General features: G+C 31.7%; 20 protein-coding genes. 11 read left to right on the forward strand and 9 right to left on the reverse strand.

The annotated features are described in order from the left end of the window. The first annotated feature begins 428 nt into the window (after positions 1-428). Entirely contained in the window at positions 429-1,670 is a 1,242-nt protein-coding gene (rocD, locus tag AC2D8I_RS00500) for an ornithine--oxo-acid transaminase (RefSeq protein ID WP_484704022.1), read from the forward strand. A 239-nt stretch (positions 1,671-1,909) separates the two neighbouring features. After that, complete coding sequence (locus tag AC2D8I_RS00505; protein WP_484704023.1) at positions 1,910-2,278, forward strand: hypothetical protein; 369 nt, start codon at positions 1,910-1,912, stop codon at positions 2,276-2,278. A gap of 486 nt (positions 2,279-2,764) precedes the next feature. Here AC2D8I_RS00505 and AC2D8I_RS00510 read toward each other — a convergent pair whose 3' ends face one another. The 4 genes from AC2D8I_RS00510 to AC2D8I_RS00525 all read right to left on the reverse strand — a co-directional run bounded on the left by AC2D8I_RS00510 (position 2,765) and on the right by AC2D8I_RS00525 (position 5,571). Next, positions 2,765-2,980 carry a CD225/dispanin family protein gene (locus AC2D8I_RS00510; RefSeq protein ID WP_484704212.1) on the reverse strand — a complete coding sequence of 72 codons (216 nt, stop codon included), beginning with the start codon at positions 2,978-2,980 and terminating at the stop codon, positions 2,765-2,767. Between the two features lie 63 nt (positions 2,981-3,043). After that, entirely contained in the window at positions 3,044-3,367 is a 324-nt protein-coding gene (locus AC2D8I_RS00515) for a CCC motif membrane protein (protein WP_484704024.1), read from the reverse strand. Between the two features lie 15 nt (positions 3,368-3,382). Next, entirely contained in the window at positions 3,383-3,667 is a 285-nt protein-coding gene (locus tag AC2D8I_RS00520; RefSeq protein WP_484704025.1) for a DUF2752 domain-containing protein, read from the reverse strand. A gap of 107 nt (positions 3,668-3,774) precedes the next feature. Then, on the reverse strand, positions 3,775-5,571 hold the full coding sequence (locus AC2D8I_RS00525) for a T9SS type A sorting domain-containing protein (protein ID WP_484704026.1): 1,797 nt from the start codon (positions 5,569-5,571) through the stop codon (positions 3,775-3,777). A 293-nt stretch (positions 5,572-5,864) separates the two neighbouring features. Between AC2D8I_RS00525 and AC2D8I_RS00530 the strand changes: the two genes are divergently transcribed. Beyond that, positions 5,865-6,041, forward strand: a complete 177-nt coding sequence (locus tag AC2D8I_RS00530; protein ID WP_484704027.1) for a hypothetical protein — start codon at positions 5,865-5,867, stop codon at positions 6,039-6,041. A gap of 6 nt (positions 6,042-6,047) precedes the next feature. Continuing rightward, positions 6,048-6,608 (forward strand): Smr/MutS family protein, encoded by a 561-nt coding sequence (locus AC2D8I_RS00535; RefSeq protein ID WP_484704028.1) that lies wholly within the window; start codon positions 6,048-6,050, stop codon positions 6,606-6,608. A gap of 6 nt (positions 6,609-6,614) precedes the next feature. Here the strand turns inward: AC2D8I_RS00535 and AC2D8I_RS00540 are convergent, their stop codons facing one another. After that, positions 6,615-7,571, reverse strand: coding sequence for a hypothetical protein (locus tag AC2D8I_RS00540; protein WP_484704029.1), 957 nt, complete (start codon positions 7,569-7,571; stop codon positions 6,615-6,617). Positions 7,572-7,662: 91 nt separating this feature from the next. Here AC2D8I_RS00540 and AC2D8I_RS00545 point away from each other — a divergent pair, with 91 nt between their 5' ends. Together AC2D8I_RS00545 and AC2D8I_RS00550 are read left to right on the forward strand one after the other, a co-directional pair. Beyond that, positions 7,663-8,805: a cysteine desulfurase family protein gene (locus AC2D8I_RS00545; RefSeq protein ID WP_484704030.1), complete on the forward strand. Its 1,143-nt coding sequence runs from the start codon at positions 7,663-7,665 to the stop codon at positions 8,803-8,805. A gap of 45 nt (positions 8,806-8,850) precedes the next feature. Beyond that, complete coding sequence (locus AC2D8I_RS00550; protein WP_484704031.1) at positions 8,851-9,633, forward strand: alpha/beta fold hydrolase; 783 nt, start codon at positions 8,851-8,853, stop codon at positions 9,631-9,633. A gap of 1 nt (position 9,634) precedes the next feature. Here the strand turns inward: AC2D8I_RS00550 and AC2D8I_RS00555 are convergent, their stop codons facing one another. The 3 genes from AC2D8I_RS00555 to AC2D8I_RS00565 all read right to left on the reverse strand — a co-directional run bounded on the left by AC2D8I_RS00555 (position 9,635) and on the right by AC2D8I_RS00565 (position 11,592). Beyond that, a complete protein-coding gene (locus AC2D8I_RS00555) occupies positions 9,635-10,750 on the reverse strand; it encodes an SDR family oxidoreductase (RefSeq protein ID WP_484704032.1) in 1,116 nt (371 codons plus the stop codon). Between the two features lie 80 nt (positions 10,751-10,830). After that, positions 10,831-10,998 (reverse strand): Lacal_2735 family protein, encoded by a 168-nt coding sequence (locus tag AC2D8I_RS00560; protein ID WP_484704033.1) that lies wholly within the window; start codon positions 10,996-10,998, stop codon positions 10,831-10,833. 153 nt (positions 10,999-11,151) lie between these two features. Continuing rightward, positions 11,152-11,592 carry a hypothetical protein gene (locus tag AC2D8I_RS00565; protein ID WP_484704034.1) on the reverse strand — a complete coding sequence of 147 codons (441 nt, stop codon included), beginning with the start codon at positions 11,590-11,592 and terminating at the stop codon, positions 11,152-11,154. Positions 11,593-11,687: 95 nt separating this feature from the next. Between AC2D8I_RS00565 and AC2D8I_RS00570 the strand changes: the two genes are divergently transcribed. The 3 genes from AC2D8I_RS00570 to AC2D8I_RS00580 all read left to right on the forward strand — a co-directional run bounded on the left by AC2D8I_RS00570 (position 11,688) and on the right by AC2D8I_RS00580 (position 14,271). Further along, entirely contained in the window at positions 11,688-12,464 is a 777-nt protein-coding gene (locus tag AC2D8I_RS00570) for a tRNA pseudouridine synthase A (protein ID WP_484704035.1), read from the forward strand. Positions 12,465-12,566: 102 nt separating this feature from the next. Beyond that, positions 12,567-13,244 (forward strand): DUF2461 domain-containing protein, encoded by a 678-nt coding sequence (locus AC2D8I_RS00575; RefSeq protein ID WP_484704036.1) that lies wholly within the window; start codon positions 12,567-12,569, stop codon positions 13,242-13,244. 280 nt (positions 13,245-13,524) lie between these two features. Next, positions 13,525-14,271, forward strand: coding sequence for a hypothetical protein (locus AC2D8I_RS00580; RefSeq protein WP_484704037.1), 747 nt, complete (start codon positions 13,525-13,527; stop codon positions 14,269-14,271). Positions 14,272-14,324: 53 nt separating this feature from the next. On the opposite strand, the gene AC2D8I_RS00585 is transcribed toward AC2D8I_RS00580, so the two are convergent. Continuing rightward, positions 14,325-14,960, reverse strand: coding sequence for an alpha/beta hydrolase (locus tag AC2D8I_RS00585; protein WP_484704038.1), 636 nt, complete (start codon positions 14,958-14,960; stop codon positions 14,325-14,327). Between the two features lie 56 nt (positions 14,961-15,016). On the opposite strand from AC2D8I_RS00585, the gene AC2D8I_RS00590 reads away from it, so the two are divergent. Next, on the forward strand, positions 15,017-15,439 hold the full coding sequence (locus AC2D8I_RS00590; RefSeq protein WP_484704039.1) for a PaaI family thioesterase: 423 nt from the start codon (positions 15,017-15,019) through the stop codon (positions 15,437-15,439). Between the two features lie 3 nt (positions 15,440-15,442). Beyond that, complete coding sequence (locus tag AC2D8I_RS00595) at positions 15,443-16,579, forward strand: chorismate-binding protein (protein WP_484704040.1); 1,137 nt, start codon at positions 15,443-15,445, stop codon at positions 16,577-16,579. Positions 16,580-16,597: the final 18 nt, after the last annotated feature.

Consider the following 16,597-nt stretch of genomic DNA (forward strand, 5'->3'; position numbering starts at 1 on the left):
GTGCAAAAATAATAATAGCAATAAATAAACGGTAAGTAATTTGAATTATCTTTAATAATCTTCTTTTAAATACTGTTGTTTAACATATTAAACGCTTTATAAGTATAGCGGTATATACAATAAGGCAATCGTTTTTATATATTATATAGGTAAAGGTCATTTGCACTAAAAGCTATTTCAACATCTTATTTTTTAATACGCATTAATGGTATTAGTACATTCACAATGTAGAAACCTGACGTTATATATGGTACATTTAAGGTTTAGTTAAAGTAAAATGTGTTCCTAAATATTTTAAAGCCTACTTATTATTTAGTAATTTGCGGACTCTAGGGATGATTTCTCTCCCACGCTGAATTTTCGATTCTTCGAAAGGATAAAGGTACAGTAGGAATGGTTATTTTATCCACATTTAAAATTTAATTAAAATGGCTGTTTTAGAACATTTAACATCGCAACAAGCGATAGATTTAGAAAACAAGTATGGCGCTCACAATTACCACCCACTTCCTGTAGTATTAAGTAAAGGAGAAGGGGTTTATGTTTGGGACGTAGAAGGAAAAAAGTATTATGATTTTTTATCGGCTTATTCGGCTGTGAACCAGGGACATTGTCACCCTAAAATTGTTGATGCCATGGTTCGTCAAGCGAAACAATTAAGTTTAACTTCCAGAGCTTTTTATAATGACGTATTAGGACAATACGAGCAATTTGCAACGCGTTATTTTGGTTATGATAAACTTTTGCCTATGAATACGGGGGCAGAAGCTGTTGAAACGGCATTAAAATTATGTCGAAAATGGGCATATGAAGTTAAGGGAATTAACGAAAATGAAGCAGAGATTATTGTTTGTGAAAATAATTTTCATGGGAGAACGACTACTATTATTTCTTTTTCAAATGACCCTATCGCTCGTAAGAACTTTGGACCTTATACTTCAGGATTTATTAAAATTGAGTACGATAATCTAGACGCTTTAGAAGAGGCGCTTAAAAGTAATAAAAACATAGCAGGATTTTTAGTTGAACCTATTCAAGGTGAAGCTGGGGTTTATGTGCCTTCTGAAGGATATTTAGCTAAAGCAAGAGCTTTATGTGAAAAATATAATGTATTATTCATTGCAGACGAAGTACAAACAGGGATTGCCAGAACAGGACGTTTGTTGGCTATAGACCATGAAGATATAAAAGCAGATATCCTTATTTTAGGTAAAGCTTTATCTGGAGGTGCTTATCCGGTATCGGCTGTATTGGCAAATGATAATATTATGAAAGTTATTAAACCTGGAAACCACGGTAGTACTTATGGCGGAAACCCAATTGCAGCGGCTGTGGCAATTGCAGCATTAGAAGTTGTTAAAGAAGAGCATTTAGCTCAAAATGCTCAAGAATTAGGAGAGTTGTTTAGAAGTGAAATTTCTAAATTTGTAGAAACAAGTCCTATAGTGAATGCCGTAAGAGGAAAAGGCCTATTAAATGCTATTTTAATAAACGATACAGAAGAAAGTGATACCGCATGGAATATCTGTATGGCACTTCGCGATAATGGGTTATTAGCTAAACCAACCCACGGTAATATTATACGTTTCGCACCACCTTTAGTAATGACTAAAGCCGAATTACTAGATTGTGTTTCAATTATAGTGAAAACATTAAAGGAATTCGAATAAAATTTGTTTTTATAAAAAATGATCCTCTTAAAAGGAGGAATTCTTAAATAAATAAAAAAGCTTCTCAAAAATATGAGGAGCTTTTTTTATAATTATTAATCATATTATTTAGAATAAAAAAGGATTATTGAAATAGATAAAATTAAATAAACAAAATTGTAAAAAAGTACCCATAATTGATTTCTAAAAATTTAAATTTGCAATTGAAAAAAGTTAATTATTTACATAATCTGATCCCTTTGGAAAATAAAGAAGCAATAAAATTAGCCGACAAAATTCTGGTAGACCTTGATGAAACAGGTATCAATACAGAGACAGTAATCGATGACATTAAAGCATTAAGAACCTATGTTTTAGAAGCACAAGTACCTTTAGCTGTAAAAGTACTAAGACTAACCTATGAGCACATAGAAACACACAATTCATTTCTTATTCCAGTTCTTGGCGATGAGCCTATAGATGATGTAGAAGATGCGGCTATTGATGGAGATGAAACAACCTCTCCTGTAGAGAGCCTTAAATATGTAATATCACTTACTAAGAATTTGAAAAACAAATTAAATATCTCTGATTTAAAAGAATATAAAGAGCTTTTAATGAATTATTAGTTAGTGTTATACTAAATAAACAAGCAAAATAAGAGCTTTTTATTATGCTATTATTTTTGTGAGTTTAGAGTTTATATAATAATAAAACCCCTTAGATTTTAAGGGGTTTGTTTTTTTATTTTAAGTTGTAATGTCTATTTTATTTTAGTACTGTTATTACGGTGCTAGAATAATAAAGGGGTAATGATTGATATTTCCTAATACCCTAAATAAAATTACAACTAGGAATATCGCCTTGGTGACTATAGCTCTATGAAGCATGTTATGAATTCTTTTTGGATAAAAATGGTTTAAGCTACTTATTATGGCCTGATAATAATTTAAGTATAGCTCTTTGAGTACAGCAACCAGGACAATGCAGGCGCGTTGTTTTAAAAAATAAACATTGCGGGAAAAGGAATAGTGCGAAGGGTCGTAAAAAAATACAGTGATAGTATAACTATACATACTATCACTGCTAATATAAATAAATGTTTATTTATAAATCTAAACATTTGCAATTACAGCAAACCCTATAAAGATTATATAAATAAGAAGACCTAGCACGCCTAGTCCTATTGAAACTAATCTCCAAGTTTTAGCATTTTTAGAAGATTTTTCTGCGAGTTCATAATTTTTGTCTTCATAAGCACTGTTAACTTTGGTAGCATATACTATACTTACAATAACTAAAGGAAGGCAATATAAAATAGTACTTATAATGCCAAGTAACTATTTGATCTTTGTGGTTGTTTTACATAATTTTTTTTAAAAATTAGTTACAAGTTATTGTTGCTGTTGTGCTTGTTCCATCCCTTCTTGAAAGGCTCTTTGAAATTCATCCCAATCTCCAGTGGCTATTTTATATATGGTCCATAGTACACATAGCACATTAATTATTGTAACAACCAAAGCTATCATTTTGGCAGTATTCATTGCGTTTATATCTCCTTCATAATCATCTGGATTTAATTGCGCATCTTTAATTTTGCTATTAGCCATAAAGTATGCAGGGGCAGCTAAAAATACTCCAGAACCACCAATGCAGCAGCATAGTATTCCTATAATTGATAATACATAAGTTAAAGTTGGATTGAGTCGTTTTTTCATAATGTGTAATTAAGTTTAGTTGATTTTTTTGATTATAAAGCTAATAATAATTATAAGTACAGATAGTATGGCTAGTCGGTTAATAACTGTGTTGTAGTTTTTAAATTTATAAAAAAAAGAAATCCCTATTATTATAGCTAACGGGACTAATGTATAAACTGCTGGATACATTTTAAAAGCCGCAACAAACTCTCCATGAAATAAAAGACTTAAAGCGCGTTGTATACCGCAGCCCATACATTCAAAACCTAACAATTTCTTGTTTAAACAAGGCAGCATGTAGTCTTCTTGAAGGAACATTTGTATTATAATTTTAGTAAATGTATAAAAAATCTTACAATAAAAAAGTTGAAGTTTTTTCAAACATCAACTTTTTTATAAATAGAATAGAATTAACTTACGTTATATTAATTAGAAACTATAATTTTTTTGCTTAGTGCGTCTTTACTGTCAAGCGTTACAGTTACAACATAGAGCCCGCTACTTAAATTTTTTGTAGGAAACTCATAATGTGTAGCAGGGTTTAAATTAACTGCATTTAAAACACGCTTACCTAAGGCATCATATAATGTTACAGATTTTATGTTTAAAGTATTAGGGTTTTTAATTGTTAATTGTGAAACTGTATTGTTTTGAAAAACGGTAAATTCATTTGTATCAAATTCAGAAACAGCCAAGGTTTCACTATTATTTTTGAATGTAATTTCAAACCTTTCTTTATATTCTCCAGGAGCTAAGTTAATATAAAAGTCTTGAACGGTTAAGTCATAGTATATGTCTGTTTCTATATCATGTATATAAATGGATTGAGAAGCCTCAAAATTTTGTACATCAAAAGCTCTAATAGAAACAGGCATAGGCGCATCAAGAACAATAACTAATGGGATTTTTAAATCCTCATTATAGGCATGAGCTTGTGTTATATAGGGGGTGTCGTCTAATATAAAATAAGCATCTGCTGCGTTAGGTTCTGAGTTGTTAGATTCCAATCCATAATCAAAGCCATCTGTTGCAGCGTCATGAAAATTATGAAGCAATTGTCTTGTATGGTGTTGGTTAAAATTAACATTTAACCTAAAGCGTTTGTATTCTGAATCAAGAATTTGAAAGCCTAACTCATTATAATTGAGTTCGTTTATAGTGCCAATACCTCCTGTTAAATCATTAGAAGAAGCATCTGCTGTTCTAAAGAATTCACTATTTACACCAGACTGTTTGTAAAAAGCTCTGTGTTTATTTCTAGTTACGGCATTACCATTTGTAGCGCCTTCTATCATAAAACCTTGCGCAATAGGAATGTATCTGTGCATTGTTTTGCCACTCGTCGTTGTACCTATGTCAGATCCATTAGTTCCATCAGGGTTTACCGTATGAAAAACAGCCGGAACAAACGATTCTACTAATCCATCTGCACTAATTGTGTAGGTTGCGTAACCACCAACATAATCGGCTAAGATATGTGTTGCAGCCGTAAGATCCTGTTCCCAAAAATATAAAGTTCCTGTAATGGAATTTGCGTTAACAGGGTCATGAATATAGTTTACAGCATCTAAAGCCGATGGGTATGGATTTCCTACTAGAGTGTATTCGTTAGCTAATACAGCTGTAAAAATATCGCCTGTGTTTGGTTTGCCTCTAAAATCGTATAACTGAGCTAATGAACCTGTAGAACCCTTCATCGAATATCCATAACCAGAAGAAACATCATTACTAGATCCTACATATTGCCAATCACTATATCCTGTTCCTGGATTACTATACTTATAAAGCCAAAATTTTGCTATTTGTAATGGCGTCGCCACACCATTATGTCCCCCAATAAAAGTCGCTGTATTACTATTTGTTAATCCCGTAACACCATAGATATTTTGGTCAGGAACAAAAGGTGTATTAGCCGTTGTGTTTGAGGTTACATTTCCTACTGGTGAGGCCCAATAGTTATAAGCAAAATTGTCTACAGTACCAGTTTGATATACGCTTAATTTTCCTAAACCAGAGTTTCCCGTACTACTCGAACCTTGCACTAATTGTGCTTCCTCCCTTAAATATATTGTAGCATCAGCTTCAACTAAATTAATATCGTCTTCAACATAGATTACTTGGTCTTTTACAAAGATGTAATTGTTATTCCTAATGCTGAGTTGCGCATAAGTAGTACTAAAAAGAAAAAGAAGAATAAAAATTTGAATGTAGGTTTTTTTCATAACTCTGATTTAATTAAATAGGGATAACAAATATATATAAAAAATAATAAAGAAAACGCTTAGAATTGAATCAATTAAACTTCTGTTTAGTAGCTTATTGTAGGTTGTTTTGAGGAATAAGATACTCGTTTTTGAGTAGGTTTTGTTGTAAAATAGACTAGAAGCTTTGATTAAATTAAAAATTTAAGAACTAAACTCTATAAAAATGTAAAACAAAAAATAGTTTTTTATGTTTAAATTTGTAACTAAGTAACTTAAAAGACATATATACCATTAAAAATTTAAATTATTTATTGATAATCGTTGGCGGTATAATCGCTGCTTATGCCAATGCCGAAGCACAGCAAAATGTATATATACTAATTATAGGTATTGTGCTATTAATGTTAGGGATATATAGACTATCAAGTACAATTCCTAGTAAGCAGAATAAAAAAGATACTTTTATTGAAGAAGAAAAAGAAGAATAATAACTTATGGTATTTAAAGTAGGAGATCGGGTATTTGTTTTAGATGAAGACTTATCGGGCGTTATAACTAAGATTGAGAAACATGCCGTAACAATTGAAGATGATGATGGCTTTGAACTTGCCTTTGATGCTTCAGATATTGTGAAAGAAGACAGGGATCCTTTTAAAAATAAAATATTTTCTAATACAAGTGTAAGTCAAGCTATTTCAGAAAAAGAATCTGGAAAGCGACGAAATGCTGTTAAAACAAAACGTAAGGAGCGGTACCTACCTACAATGGAGGTGGATTTACATATTGATCAACTGGTTAAATCGCAACGCGGCTTGTCTAGTCATGAAAAGAAAACATTGCAGTTAGATACCGCTAAGCATAAGCTGGAATTTGCGATGAAAAAGAAAATTCAAAAAATAGTATTTATTCATGGCGTAGGCGAAGGAACTCTAAAGCTAGAACTAGAATACCTCTTTTCAAGATATGATAGCATAAAGTTTTATGACGCAGATTATAAAAAATATGGGCTAGGGGCAACCGAAGTTTATATATATCAAAACAAGATAACCTCCTAATGGTTTTTAATTAAAAGGAGGGGTTACATTTCGCGTTTTACTAGTTAATGGATTTTCTCCATCTAACGTTCCAAAATCCATTACGTCTTGAGTTAGAATACTTAGATTGATATTTAATAAAATTAATCGTAAGGAAAAGGTTTGGGTAATGCTGTGTGCTCTAAAAGCTGTAGCAGGAGTAGTGTTCTGGATTTGATCATTTAAATAATCGGGACCAACAGTATTGTCTGTAATATCATTTGTTGGATTTTGATCTATAGAATTGTTTTCCTCATCTCGTGTTAAAACATCATCATCATCATCATCATTATCTAAATAATCGGGGGTACCATCATTATCTGAATCCTGTGCATTTGCTAGACCATCTTCAATCGTGTAGTTGGGGTTTTCAGTTGCAGTTTTTACATTATCACCATCATCATCATCATCTAGGTAATCGGGTAAACCATCACCATCTGTATCTGTAGGATTCGTTGCGGGGTTATTATCACCATCTCCATTATTATCTTCAAACTCAGCAGGAATACCATCGTTATCATCTTCTTCTAGAGTCATTGTGAATTCGGCAGTAACTTCATCAGAATTATAATCTTGAGAAATATTAATGCCAGATGGTGGAACATCTGTACAAAATACATTTATCGTTGTAGGGTCATTATCATAGACTCTATAATTAAAGACATTAGTACTAGACTCAAAAGTTTTAGAGGTAATTAATAAATCTTCAAGTAATGGGTTTGAAGGGTTGGGAATAGTTTCAAAAAAACTAGCTATAGTCGTTGGTGGCGATGTTGTAATTTGTAATGAAAGGGACTCACTAGGTTCTGCTTTTGTTTTATAAACAACTAATTCTCCACAAACATTAAAAGTATCATCAAATTCAAGTTCGGTAGTAATAATATCACCATCGTCACAAGATGATAAGACAATAAAAAGAATTAAAACAGAATATATTTTATGCATAAGTATTTATATTAATCATACAAAAATAATAGAATTGTCAAATTATACCGAAGCATATTGTAATTAATTTTATTTCGGCTATTTTTGCGTTATGAAAACGGTATATTTTGATAGTGCAGCAACTACGCAGTTGAGCGAGGCGGTTATTTTAAAAATGACACAGGCAATGAAAGAATGTTATGGAAACCCTTCATCTACACATGGTTATGGGCGTTCCTCGAAAGCTTTAGTTGAAAGTGCAAGAAAAACAGTGGCTAAACATCTTAATGTTTCAGCCTCAGAGATTATTTTTACCTCTGGAGGAACAGAGGCTGATAATATGGTGTTGCATAGTGCGGTTAGAGACCTTAATGTTACAAGAATAATTACTTCTCGGATAGAGCACCATGCTGTACTGCATACGGTAAACCAGCTAGAACAAGATTATGATATAGCGGTAGATTATGTAGATTTAGATGGTTTTGGACATGTTAATTATGCACATTTAGAAGCTTTATTGAAAGAGCAAGGCAAAAAAACATTAGTAAGCTTAATGCATGTAAACAATGAGATCGGAAATATATTAGACATTAAACGTGTTGCTAAGTTATGTAAAGCAAATAATGCGCTATTTCATAGTGATACAGTGCAGTCTGTTGGGCATTATGAACTCGACTTACAAGAGATTCCAATTGATTTTTTAGCAGTGAGTGCTCATAAATTCCACGGCCCTAAAGGTGTTGGTTTTGCTTTTATAAGAAAAAACTCTGGCTTAAAACCATTAATTTTTGGTGGAGAGCAAGAAAGAGGAGTGCGAGCAGGAACAGAATCTGTACATAACATAGTAGGATTAGAAGAAGCTTTTAAATTATCATATCAAAACCTAGATACCGATACAACATATATTAAAGGTATTAAAACATATTTTATTGAAGCCTTAAAAAAAGCCTTTCCAGAAGTACGTTTTAATGGGGCTTCAGCAGATTTGAATGCTAGCAGTTATACGGTTTTAAATGCATGTTTGCCTATTCCAGCCGATAAAGCGATGATATTATTGTTTCAATTGGATTTAAAAGGAATTGCTTGTTCAAAAGGGAGTGCCTGCCAAAGTGGAAGTTTAAAGGGGTCTCATGTGTTATCACAAATTTTAAATGATGAAGATTTACAAAAGCCCTCTTTGCGTTTCTCATTTAGTAAGTATAACACTAAAACAGAGGTGGATTATGTGATTGATGAATTAAAAGCGTTTGTATAATAATGAAATGTCGTACTTTAGCTTCATAAACTAATATTCTATCAATTGTTAAATCACAATGTTTATTTACATAAAACCTCTAAACAATGGGTCACATTTGTCCATGGAGCAGGAGGGAGTTCTTCTATTTGGTTTAAGCAAATAAGAAGTTTTGGGGCAGAATTTAATGTTCTAGTTTTAGATTTGCGAGGACATGGAAATAGTAAACCAATATTAAAAGACGCTTTTAATACAAAATATACTTTCGATTCTATTACTAATGACATTGTAGAAGTAATTGATCACCTAAATATTAGAAAATCTCATTTTGTAGGGATTTCTTTAGGTACTATTTTAATTAGAAATCTAGCAGAAAAATATCCTGAACGTGTGGCGAGTATGATTATGGGAGGCGCTATAATGAAACTAAACCTTAGATCTCAGGTTTTAATGCGACTGGGAGTTGTTTTTAAATCGGTAGTTCCATACATGTTATTATATAAGTTTTTTGCTTTTATAATAATGCCTAAGAAAAATCATAAACACTCGCGGTTACTTTTTGTAAATGAAGCTAAGAAATTATATCAAAAGGAGTTTGTACGTTGGTTTAAATTAACATCTGAAATTAATCCGTTATTACGTTTTTTTAGAGCTAAAGACATTAAAATCCCAACACTTTATGTTATGGGAGAAGAAGATCATTTATTTTTGCCATCAATTAAAAATGTGGTAACGAAACATATGCAGTCTTCTTTATTTGTTGTAGAAAATTGTGGTCATGTTGTTAATGTAGAGCAACCTGAAACCTTTAATTTGGAAACGATTAGGTTTATTAAAGCCTTGTATTAAATTAGTAGCTTTTTTTGAATTTTTTATCGACTGAAAAATTAATTAAGTTCATAAAGTTTTCGTGAACACCCAAATTTGTGTCTAATTGTAATTGATCTATTAGCTGAAGAATAAGATCTGGTTGAAATTGTAAGTCTGGTATAGAGACATATTTTTCAAAGAGCCCACCAATACTTTTATAGTACAGTTGCTCAAAAACATTCATGTTTTTGGGTTTCTCTTCAGTATATTCATAAGTCTTTATATTAAAGGCTTCTAAAACATCACCGACATAGTTTTTGTGTAAAATTTGTTTCGGGTTAACAATGTTAAGCTCTTTAATATCAGGGTTTAAAAAAGCGTATAGTACAGCCTTAGAAACAAAATCTACTGGTACAATATTTAAGCCACTTTTTTTATCAATCCAAATTCTAAAGTTGTCAATAAAATTTTGAGCATATTTATCAAGGAAAATAGGCCAGGAATAAAACACATCAAACTTAGGAGTTTCATAAAATGGCCGATCAATTAAACGCCCACATATAATACTGGGTCTAAGTATTTGGGATTTGATATTTTTTGATAAGCAAATTTCTTTTACATAACGTTCGCTTTCATATTTAGACTGCTCATATGGGTTTCTAAAATGAGTCACATCATACTGTTCTATAGAATCATTTACTTTTTTGTCTTGAATACCAAAAGAGTATGCTGTACTTATATATATGAAGCGGTTAACATATTCGGGTAAATGTTCTAAAAGTTGCTTGGTAACAAGGTAATTTTGGGTATGTACTTTACTTTTGGTATCACTAGTATGTAATAAGCTTGTAGAGCCAGCACAATGTATTACGGTATCAAAATGATACTTTTTTAATGTGCTTGAAGTAATAGAAGAGAGATCGTTAGAGATTACTGTAATTTTTTTCAAGCAGTCTTTGAGATCAAAGTCATCTAAGAATGCTGGACGTGATTTGTCTTGTAATATAGCTATTAGCCGCTGTTGCGCAGTTTTTTCATTAGCTCTAATAATTACAAAAAGATGATTTACAGTTTTATCAATAATAGCTTTTTTCAACCATTCAAAAACTATGTGACTTCCAACAATTCCCGTCCCACCGGTTAATAGACAATTCATACTTAAGTTATGCTCCTAAAATTTAAAAGTACGAAGGTACTATATATCTGCAATAAATAGTTGCGAAAAATAAATATAGTTTAGGTCTTTTTTTGCAATACTTCAATTTGACTAAGAATGGATTGTACTTTCACCTGTTTTTTATCTCTTTTATTACTAGTCGCTATTTTATGGGATGTTTTTAATAGTGACATATATTCTGCATGTAATTTATCGAGTTTATTTTTCTTTTTAAATAATCCAAACATATCCTTTTTTTTACAAAGGTAGTAGGTCTTAATGTGTTGGTTAGATAAGAATTTGTTAATAATAATGTTATTTTTATCTTAAAACAAAAGGTTTAATAGCTGATTGAGTGTTTAAACAAGTGTTTATTTAGTTAAATGTTTTAAAAATGACAATTAAGAGATCCACTTGTTTGCGATAGCTCTTTTTGAATAGAAATAGAGGAATATACCAATAATAAGAACCATTAAAGGCATGATAATGGCGCCAGGCCCATAAACCTCCATAGTCTTGCTAATAAAGATTACATAAATCATTTGTATTATAATTCCTATTAATGAAATGAGATATAAAGTATTGGCCCAGAGTTTTTTTAAAGCTAAGGTTATACTTGCTAAAAATCCAAAAAACACAGCTATAGCAAAGGCGGCCATAACCCAAGAAGGGGTATTTATTGCCATTTCTAAAGTGTTGTCATCAGGATACATTGCTTTAAAAGCATCGGTTTGGTATGCTTGTTGTAAATATTGATTGATACCCATTGCATTCCAAATAATAGCGATAACGGCAATTATCCAAAATGTTAATGGTACTTTTTTTGATGAAGCAGTGGTCATAATTTTATAGTTTGGTTTGTATAATATACTTGCAATGTATAAATTTTTTGTTAAATGTAATTTTATAGGTTACTTTCGAAACAAAAAAGAACATTTTGAAGAAGTATTTTTATGTTATTAATATCCAATATCTTGGATATCGTTTTCACGGTTGGCAAAAGCAACCTAATTTGAAAACATTACACCTTATGGTAGATCGAACTTTAAATTATATTCTGGAAGGTAAATATTTTAAAACTTTGGTTTCAGGACGTACAGATGCAATGGTATCTGCCGAAAATGCAGCCTTTGAACTTTTTTTAAAGGAGCCTATTGCCGATTTTGAAGCTTTTTTAGAACTTTTTAATTATAATTTACCGCAAGATATAAGGGCTTTGAGTTTGCGTGAGGTCGATGCTAAGTTTAATATTATTCAACATTCTAAAGTAAAGGAGTATCTCTATCTGTTTGCCTTTGGAGCTAAGTTTCATCCCTTTTGCGCACCTATTATGACGACTATTTTAGAGGATTTAGATATTGAACTAATGAAAAAAGGGGCGCAATTATTTGAAGGGAAACACTATTTTAAAAACTATTGTTATAAACCAACCGATAATGGGATATACCATAGAGAAATATTAAGTTGCGAATTGGTTAAAAATACAATGTACACAGCCAATTTTTTTCCTAAAGAAACCTATCTATTAAAAGTTAAAGGTAAAGGCTTTATGCGTAATCAAATACGTTTAATGATGGGGACTTTAATTGAATTAGGACAAGGGAAACGTCCCTTAGCAGATATCGCGGCCAGTTTAAAGGAAGATTACCAAGGAAATATCTATTATATTGCTCCCGCCTCGGGATTAATTCTCAACGGGATTACATTTGAATAATGAGTATAGCTTTATGCTTGTTAAGCATAACATAGAAGAAAATAAAGCGGCTATAAAAAAGCCACTTAAAAAATAAAAGCATTAAATAACAAAGTAGATTAAATGAATAAAACGGTAGATAAGAACGTCTTTGCATTTTTTAAGAAATTAGAAAAAAATAATAATCGCGATTGGTTTAATGAGCATAAATTTGAATTTAAAGCTTTAGAGTCTGGGATAAAGACTTTTTATAATGCGATTTTGGAACGCATGAATACTTATGATGAACTCGATAAGTTAAAAGTTTTTAGAATTTATAGAGACGTTAGGTTTTCAAAAGATAAATTACCTTATAAAACCCACTTTGGTGCTGCTTTTCATAGGCAAAAGCCACATTTAAGAGGCGGCTATTATGTGCATATCCAGCCTAATAACGAGAGTTTTATTGCTACAGGGTTTTGGGCTCCTGATAAGGCAGATTTATTACGTATTCGTAAAGAGTTTGAGGTAGATGATGATGAAATTCGGGATATTATTAATAATAAAGTATTTAAAAATACGTGGGGTGATTTTGTTGGAGATGAGCTAAAAACAGCCCCTAAAGGATTTGATAAATCACATCCAGCAATAGACCTTATACGAAAAAAACAATTTTTATTTACAAAGCGGTTTACAGACAAAGACGTTTTAAATGAAAATTTTATAGATGTTATTGACGATGCTTTTAAGACTATTCGTCCTTTTTTTGATTATATGAGTGCTGTTTTAACTACAGATTTAAATGGAGAATCTTTAATATAATACTAAAAGTAAATTATTTTTTATAAGATTAAGAACCAATTTAAGAGCGTTTTTATAAACGGGTAATATGTTGTTTTTTGCATACTTTTTATAAGTTCTTTAAATGTAAAAAGCTGCTAGAGAATTCTTAAACCCTTTTACTGTAGGGACTTTTAGGAGGTTTTTTTTTGTTATTAATAGAAACAAAGATCGACAAAAGAGAGGTGCTATTGAAAAACGATAATAATATTTATGTTGTTGTAAACCAGTGTTGTTCTTGTAAAAAAAGCCTTAATATATTATGAGAAATTACTTATTGTTGCTATTGTTTATTGGAGTAAAAGGGTTGGCTCAAGTTGGTATTGGAACTACGAATCCAGATAACTCAGCGCTATTAGAATTAGATTCTAGTAATCGTGGATTTTTACTTCCTCGAATAACGCTTCTTAGTGTTACAGATGTAACAACTATCGCTAATCCAGCTGAAGGTTTGATGATTTATAATTTAAGTTCAAATTGTGGTTTAGGAGCTGGGCTTTATGTTTTTGAAAACCCGAGGTGGAGGCGAATTAATTATCAGGATACTCAATCATTTTCGCGACTTATTAGAGAGCAAATAGGAGTTGCAAATGTGGCTTTTTCAACTATAAATGCAACGAATTCATTTGGGCCTTTTACATCACTATTTGACAATATCGATAATACAGGGCCAAATAGTTTTCATGTAAGTAGAGTTGGAACGCCTACTGGAGATTGGGGTTTTGGAGTCGTTTTGCCAGATGCCTATTTTATAACAGGTTTAATTTTAGACGGAAGAAATGATTGCTGTACTAATAGAATCACTAATGTTATGGTTCGATTATATAGATGTGGAAATTTAATATATTCATCAGCTCCATTATCATCTGTGTCTTCGGGAGGTAATACTATAAATATCCCTAGTATTTTTGCAGACGAAATAAGACTAGTTGTAGCCAACGGAGGTAATACAGGAACGACTGGAAGTACAATAAATTTTTCCGAATTAGAGGTCTTGGCAATAGATTAACTTTAAGGACAAACTAGGCTATTGTTTCTTAATGACTGTTTAAAGTTTATTTTTTAAATAAGGCCATTAATAATTTCTGTATTTACCTCATGTATACCATCAAAAGGGATGGTTATAACATTGGATTTAAATAGGGAATGCGCTCTTTTAATTTCATATGCAATGCGGTTGGCATCTAGGTATTCGTCTTTGGTACCGTAAATTAAAGAGACTTTAGTGTCAAGAAAATCAAAATCTTTAGCGGTTAATTCTTTAGGAATACCTCCAGAATGTAATACTAATTGCGCGCAATGTAATTGTCGTTTTGCGACGTAACGCATAGCAACACTAACGCCTTGAGAATACCCTAACACAATTAGGTTCAAATTAGGTGGAATGTTTTCAGCTTCGAATATAGCATCAAAATAGTGCATAGTGTTTTCGGTTTCCAAGATTGTATTTTCTCGGGTCAACCAGCTTGCTCCAACATGTTTAAATGTCGTGCCTTGATAGTATAAATTAGGAGCTTGAGGCGCTATAATATAATTTTCATTAGCATTTAAAGCTTTAAAATATCTTAAAAAATAACGACTTAAATAGCCCATCCCATGGCATACAAACCAGATGTTTTTTGTTTGCGTTGTGAGTGTATTTAAAGTCGCATATGGTTTGGTTATATTATAAGTTATTTCTTTTTTATTGGACTCCATTTATAGGTTTTGGTTTTGTATTTTTACTGCGTAAAGTTCAAAAAATATTTAGTAGTATGCAATTATCAAAGGAGAGTGTTTTAGAAATGGCAAATAAAGTTTGTAAAAATACATTAATGGAAACGCTTAATATTGAGTTTATCGATTTTGGAGACGATTTTGTAGTCGCTAGAATGCCGGTAAATTCAAAAGTATATCAACCAGACGGTGTTTTACATGGAGGTGCTACAGCTGCTTTGGCAGAAAGTGTAGGGAGTTTTGCGGCACACTTGTTTTTAGATGCCGAACATGCTACAATTAGAGGTATGGAAATTACAGCAAATCATTTAAAGAGTGTGCGAGAAGGCTATGTGTATGCTAAATCAACTTTTGTACATAAAGGACGTACAACACAGTTGCTTAATATTAATATCACAGACGATGATGATAACCTAATCTCTGTATGTAAATTGTCTACTATTTCATTGTATAAAAAATAAATTATGGAGCAAAACCTTTTTTTTAATGCGGTTAAAGCGCATTATGAATCAGAAGGCCCTTTTGTTATATATAGGAAACCTAAGGCGGCTATAGTAAAAGGCATACTTCAAGCAAATGATAACGTTTATAACACAAAAGATTTTGTAGAAAGTGGATTTGTTTTCGCTCCTTTTAATATTGAAGAAGGCGTTATTTTAACGCCTTTAGAAAAGGCAAAAGTTATAACATGCACATATCACATTAATGCTACGCAAAAAGAGAATACCTCAGGAGTTTATATAGATGATGAAGATGGTGTAGAAGCTGCAAAATTATTTCATATCGATTTGGTAGGCTCGGCAATAAAAGCGATAGAAACGGAAGAGGCGTTTAAGAAAGTAGTGCTTTCTAGGGCAGAACAAATAGCAATACCTAATAGGAGTCCTATTGAGTTGTTTAAAAAGCTTTTAAATGCTTATGAAGACGCTTTTGTATATTGTTGGTATCATCCTAAAATAGGACTATGGTTGGGAGCAACGCCAGAGGAGTTATTATCAATAAAAGGGAATCAAATCTCTACAATGGCTTTGGCAGGAACACAACCATATAAAGGTACAACCAGTGTGAATTGGCTAGAAAAAGAAATAGAAGAACAACAATTAGTTACCGATTTTATAGAAAGTAGCTTAAAAACGTCTGTTGATGGATTAAGCATTGAAAATGTTGAAACAGTAAAAGCAGGGAATTTATTACATTTAAAAACAAAAATAAAAGGACGCTTACCTTCTACATCAAACAGTATTAAATCGGTATTGTTAAAATTACACCCCACATCGGCAGTTTGTGGGATGCCAAAAGAAAAGGCAAAGCAGTTTATTCTGGAGAATGAAAATTATACCCGTGAATATTATACAGGTTTTATGGGAGAACTTAATTTTAAAGCAAAACACAGTCGAAATACTAATCGTAGAAATGTAGAAAATAACGCTTATAATACGGTAAAGAAAGTCACGAATCTCTTTGTGAATTTACGTTGTATGCAATACATAGAAAATAAAATTATAGTATATGCAGGAGGAGGCATAACAAAAGATTCTATTCCTGAAAACGAATGGGAAGAAACCGTCAATAAAACAAAAACTATAAAAAACATCTTATAATATTTTGTATTTTCGCTA

This window comes from Lacinutrix sp. YIN62 (assembly GCF_057219185.1).

Coding starts and splice junctions, on each gene's coding strand:
- rocD (WP_484704022.1), top strand. CDS start 429: ATGGCTGTTTTAGAACATTTAACATCGCAACAAGCGATAGATTTAGAA.
- AC2D8I_RS00515 (WP_484704024.1), bottom strand. CDS start 3,367: ATGAAAAAACGACTCAATCCAACTTTAACTTATGTATTATCAATTATA.
- AC2D8I_RS00520 (WP_484704025.1), bottom strand. CDS start 3,667: ATGTTCCTTCAAGAAGACTACATGCTGCCTTGTTTAAACAAGAAATTG.
- AC2D8I_RS00525 (WP_484704026.1), bottom strand. CDS start 5,571: ATGAAAAAAACCTACATTCAAATTTTTATTCTTCTTTTTCTTTTTAGT.
- AC2D8I_RS00535 (WP_484704028.1), top strand. CDS start 6,048: ATGGTATTTAAAGTAGGAGATCGGGTATTTGTTTTAGATGAAGACTTA.
- AC2D8I_RS00540 (WP_484704029.1), bottom strand. CDS start 7,571: ATGCATAAAATATATTCTGTTTTAATTCTTTTTATTGTCTTATCATCT.
- AC2D8I_RS00545 (WP_484704030.1), top strand. CDS start 7,663: ATGAAAACGGTATATTTTGATAGTGCAGCAACTACGCAGTTGAGCGAG.
- AC2D8I_RS00555 (WP_484704032.1), bottom strand. CDS start 10,750: ATGAATTGTCTATTAACCGGTGGGACGGGAATTGTTGGAAGTCACATA.
- AC2D8I_RS00560 (WP_484704033.1), bottom strand. CDS start 10,998: ATGTTTGGATTATTTAAAAAGAAAAATAAACTCGATAAATTACATGCA.
- AC2D8I_RS00565 (WP_484704034.1), bottom strand. CDS start 11,592: ATGACCACTGCTTCATCAAAAAAAGTACCATTAACATTTTGGATAATT.
- AC2D8I_RS00575 (WP_484704036.1), top strand. CDS start 12,567: ATGAATAAAACGGTAGATAAGAACGTCTTTGCATTTTTTAAGAAATTA.
- AC2D8I_RS00580 (WP_484704037.1), top strand. CDS start 13,525: ATGAGAAATTACTTATTGTTGCTATTGTTTATTGGAGTAAAAGGGTTG.
- AC2D8I_RS00585 (WP_484704038.1), bottom strand. CDS start 14,960: ATGGAGTCCAATAAAAAAGAAATAACTTATAATATAACCAAACCATAT.
- AC2D8I_RS00590 (WP_484704039.1), top strand. CDS start 15,017: ATGCAATTATCAAAGGAGAGTGTTTTAGAAATGGCAAATAAAGTTTGT.
- AC2D8I_RS00595 (WP_484704040.1), top strand. CDS start 15,443: ATGGAGCAAAACCTTTTTTTTAATGCGGTTAAAGCGCATTATGAATCA.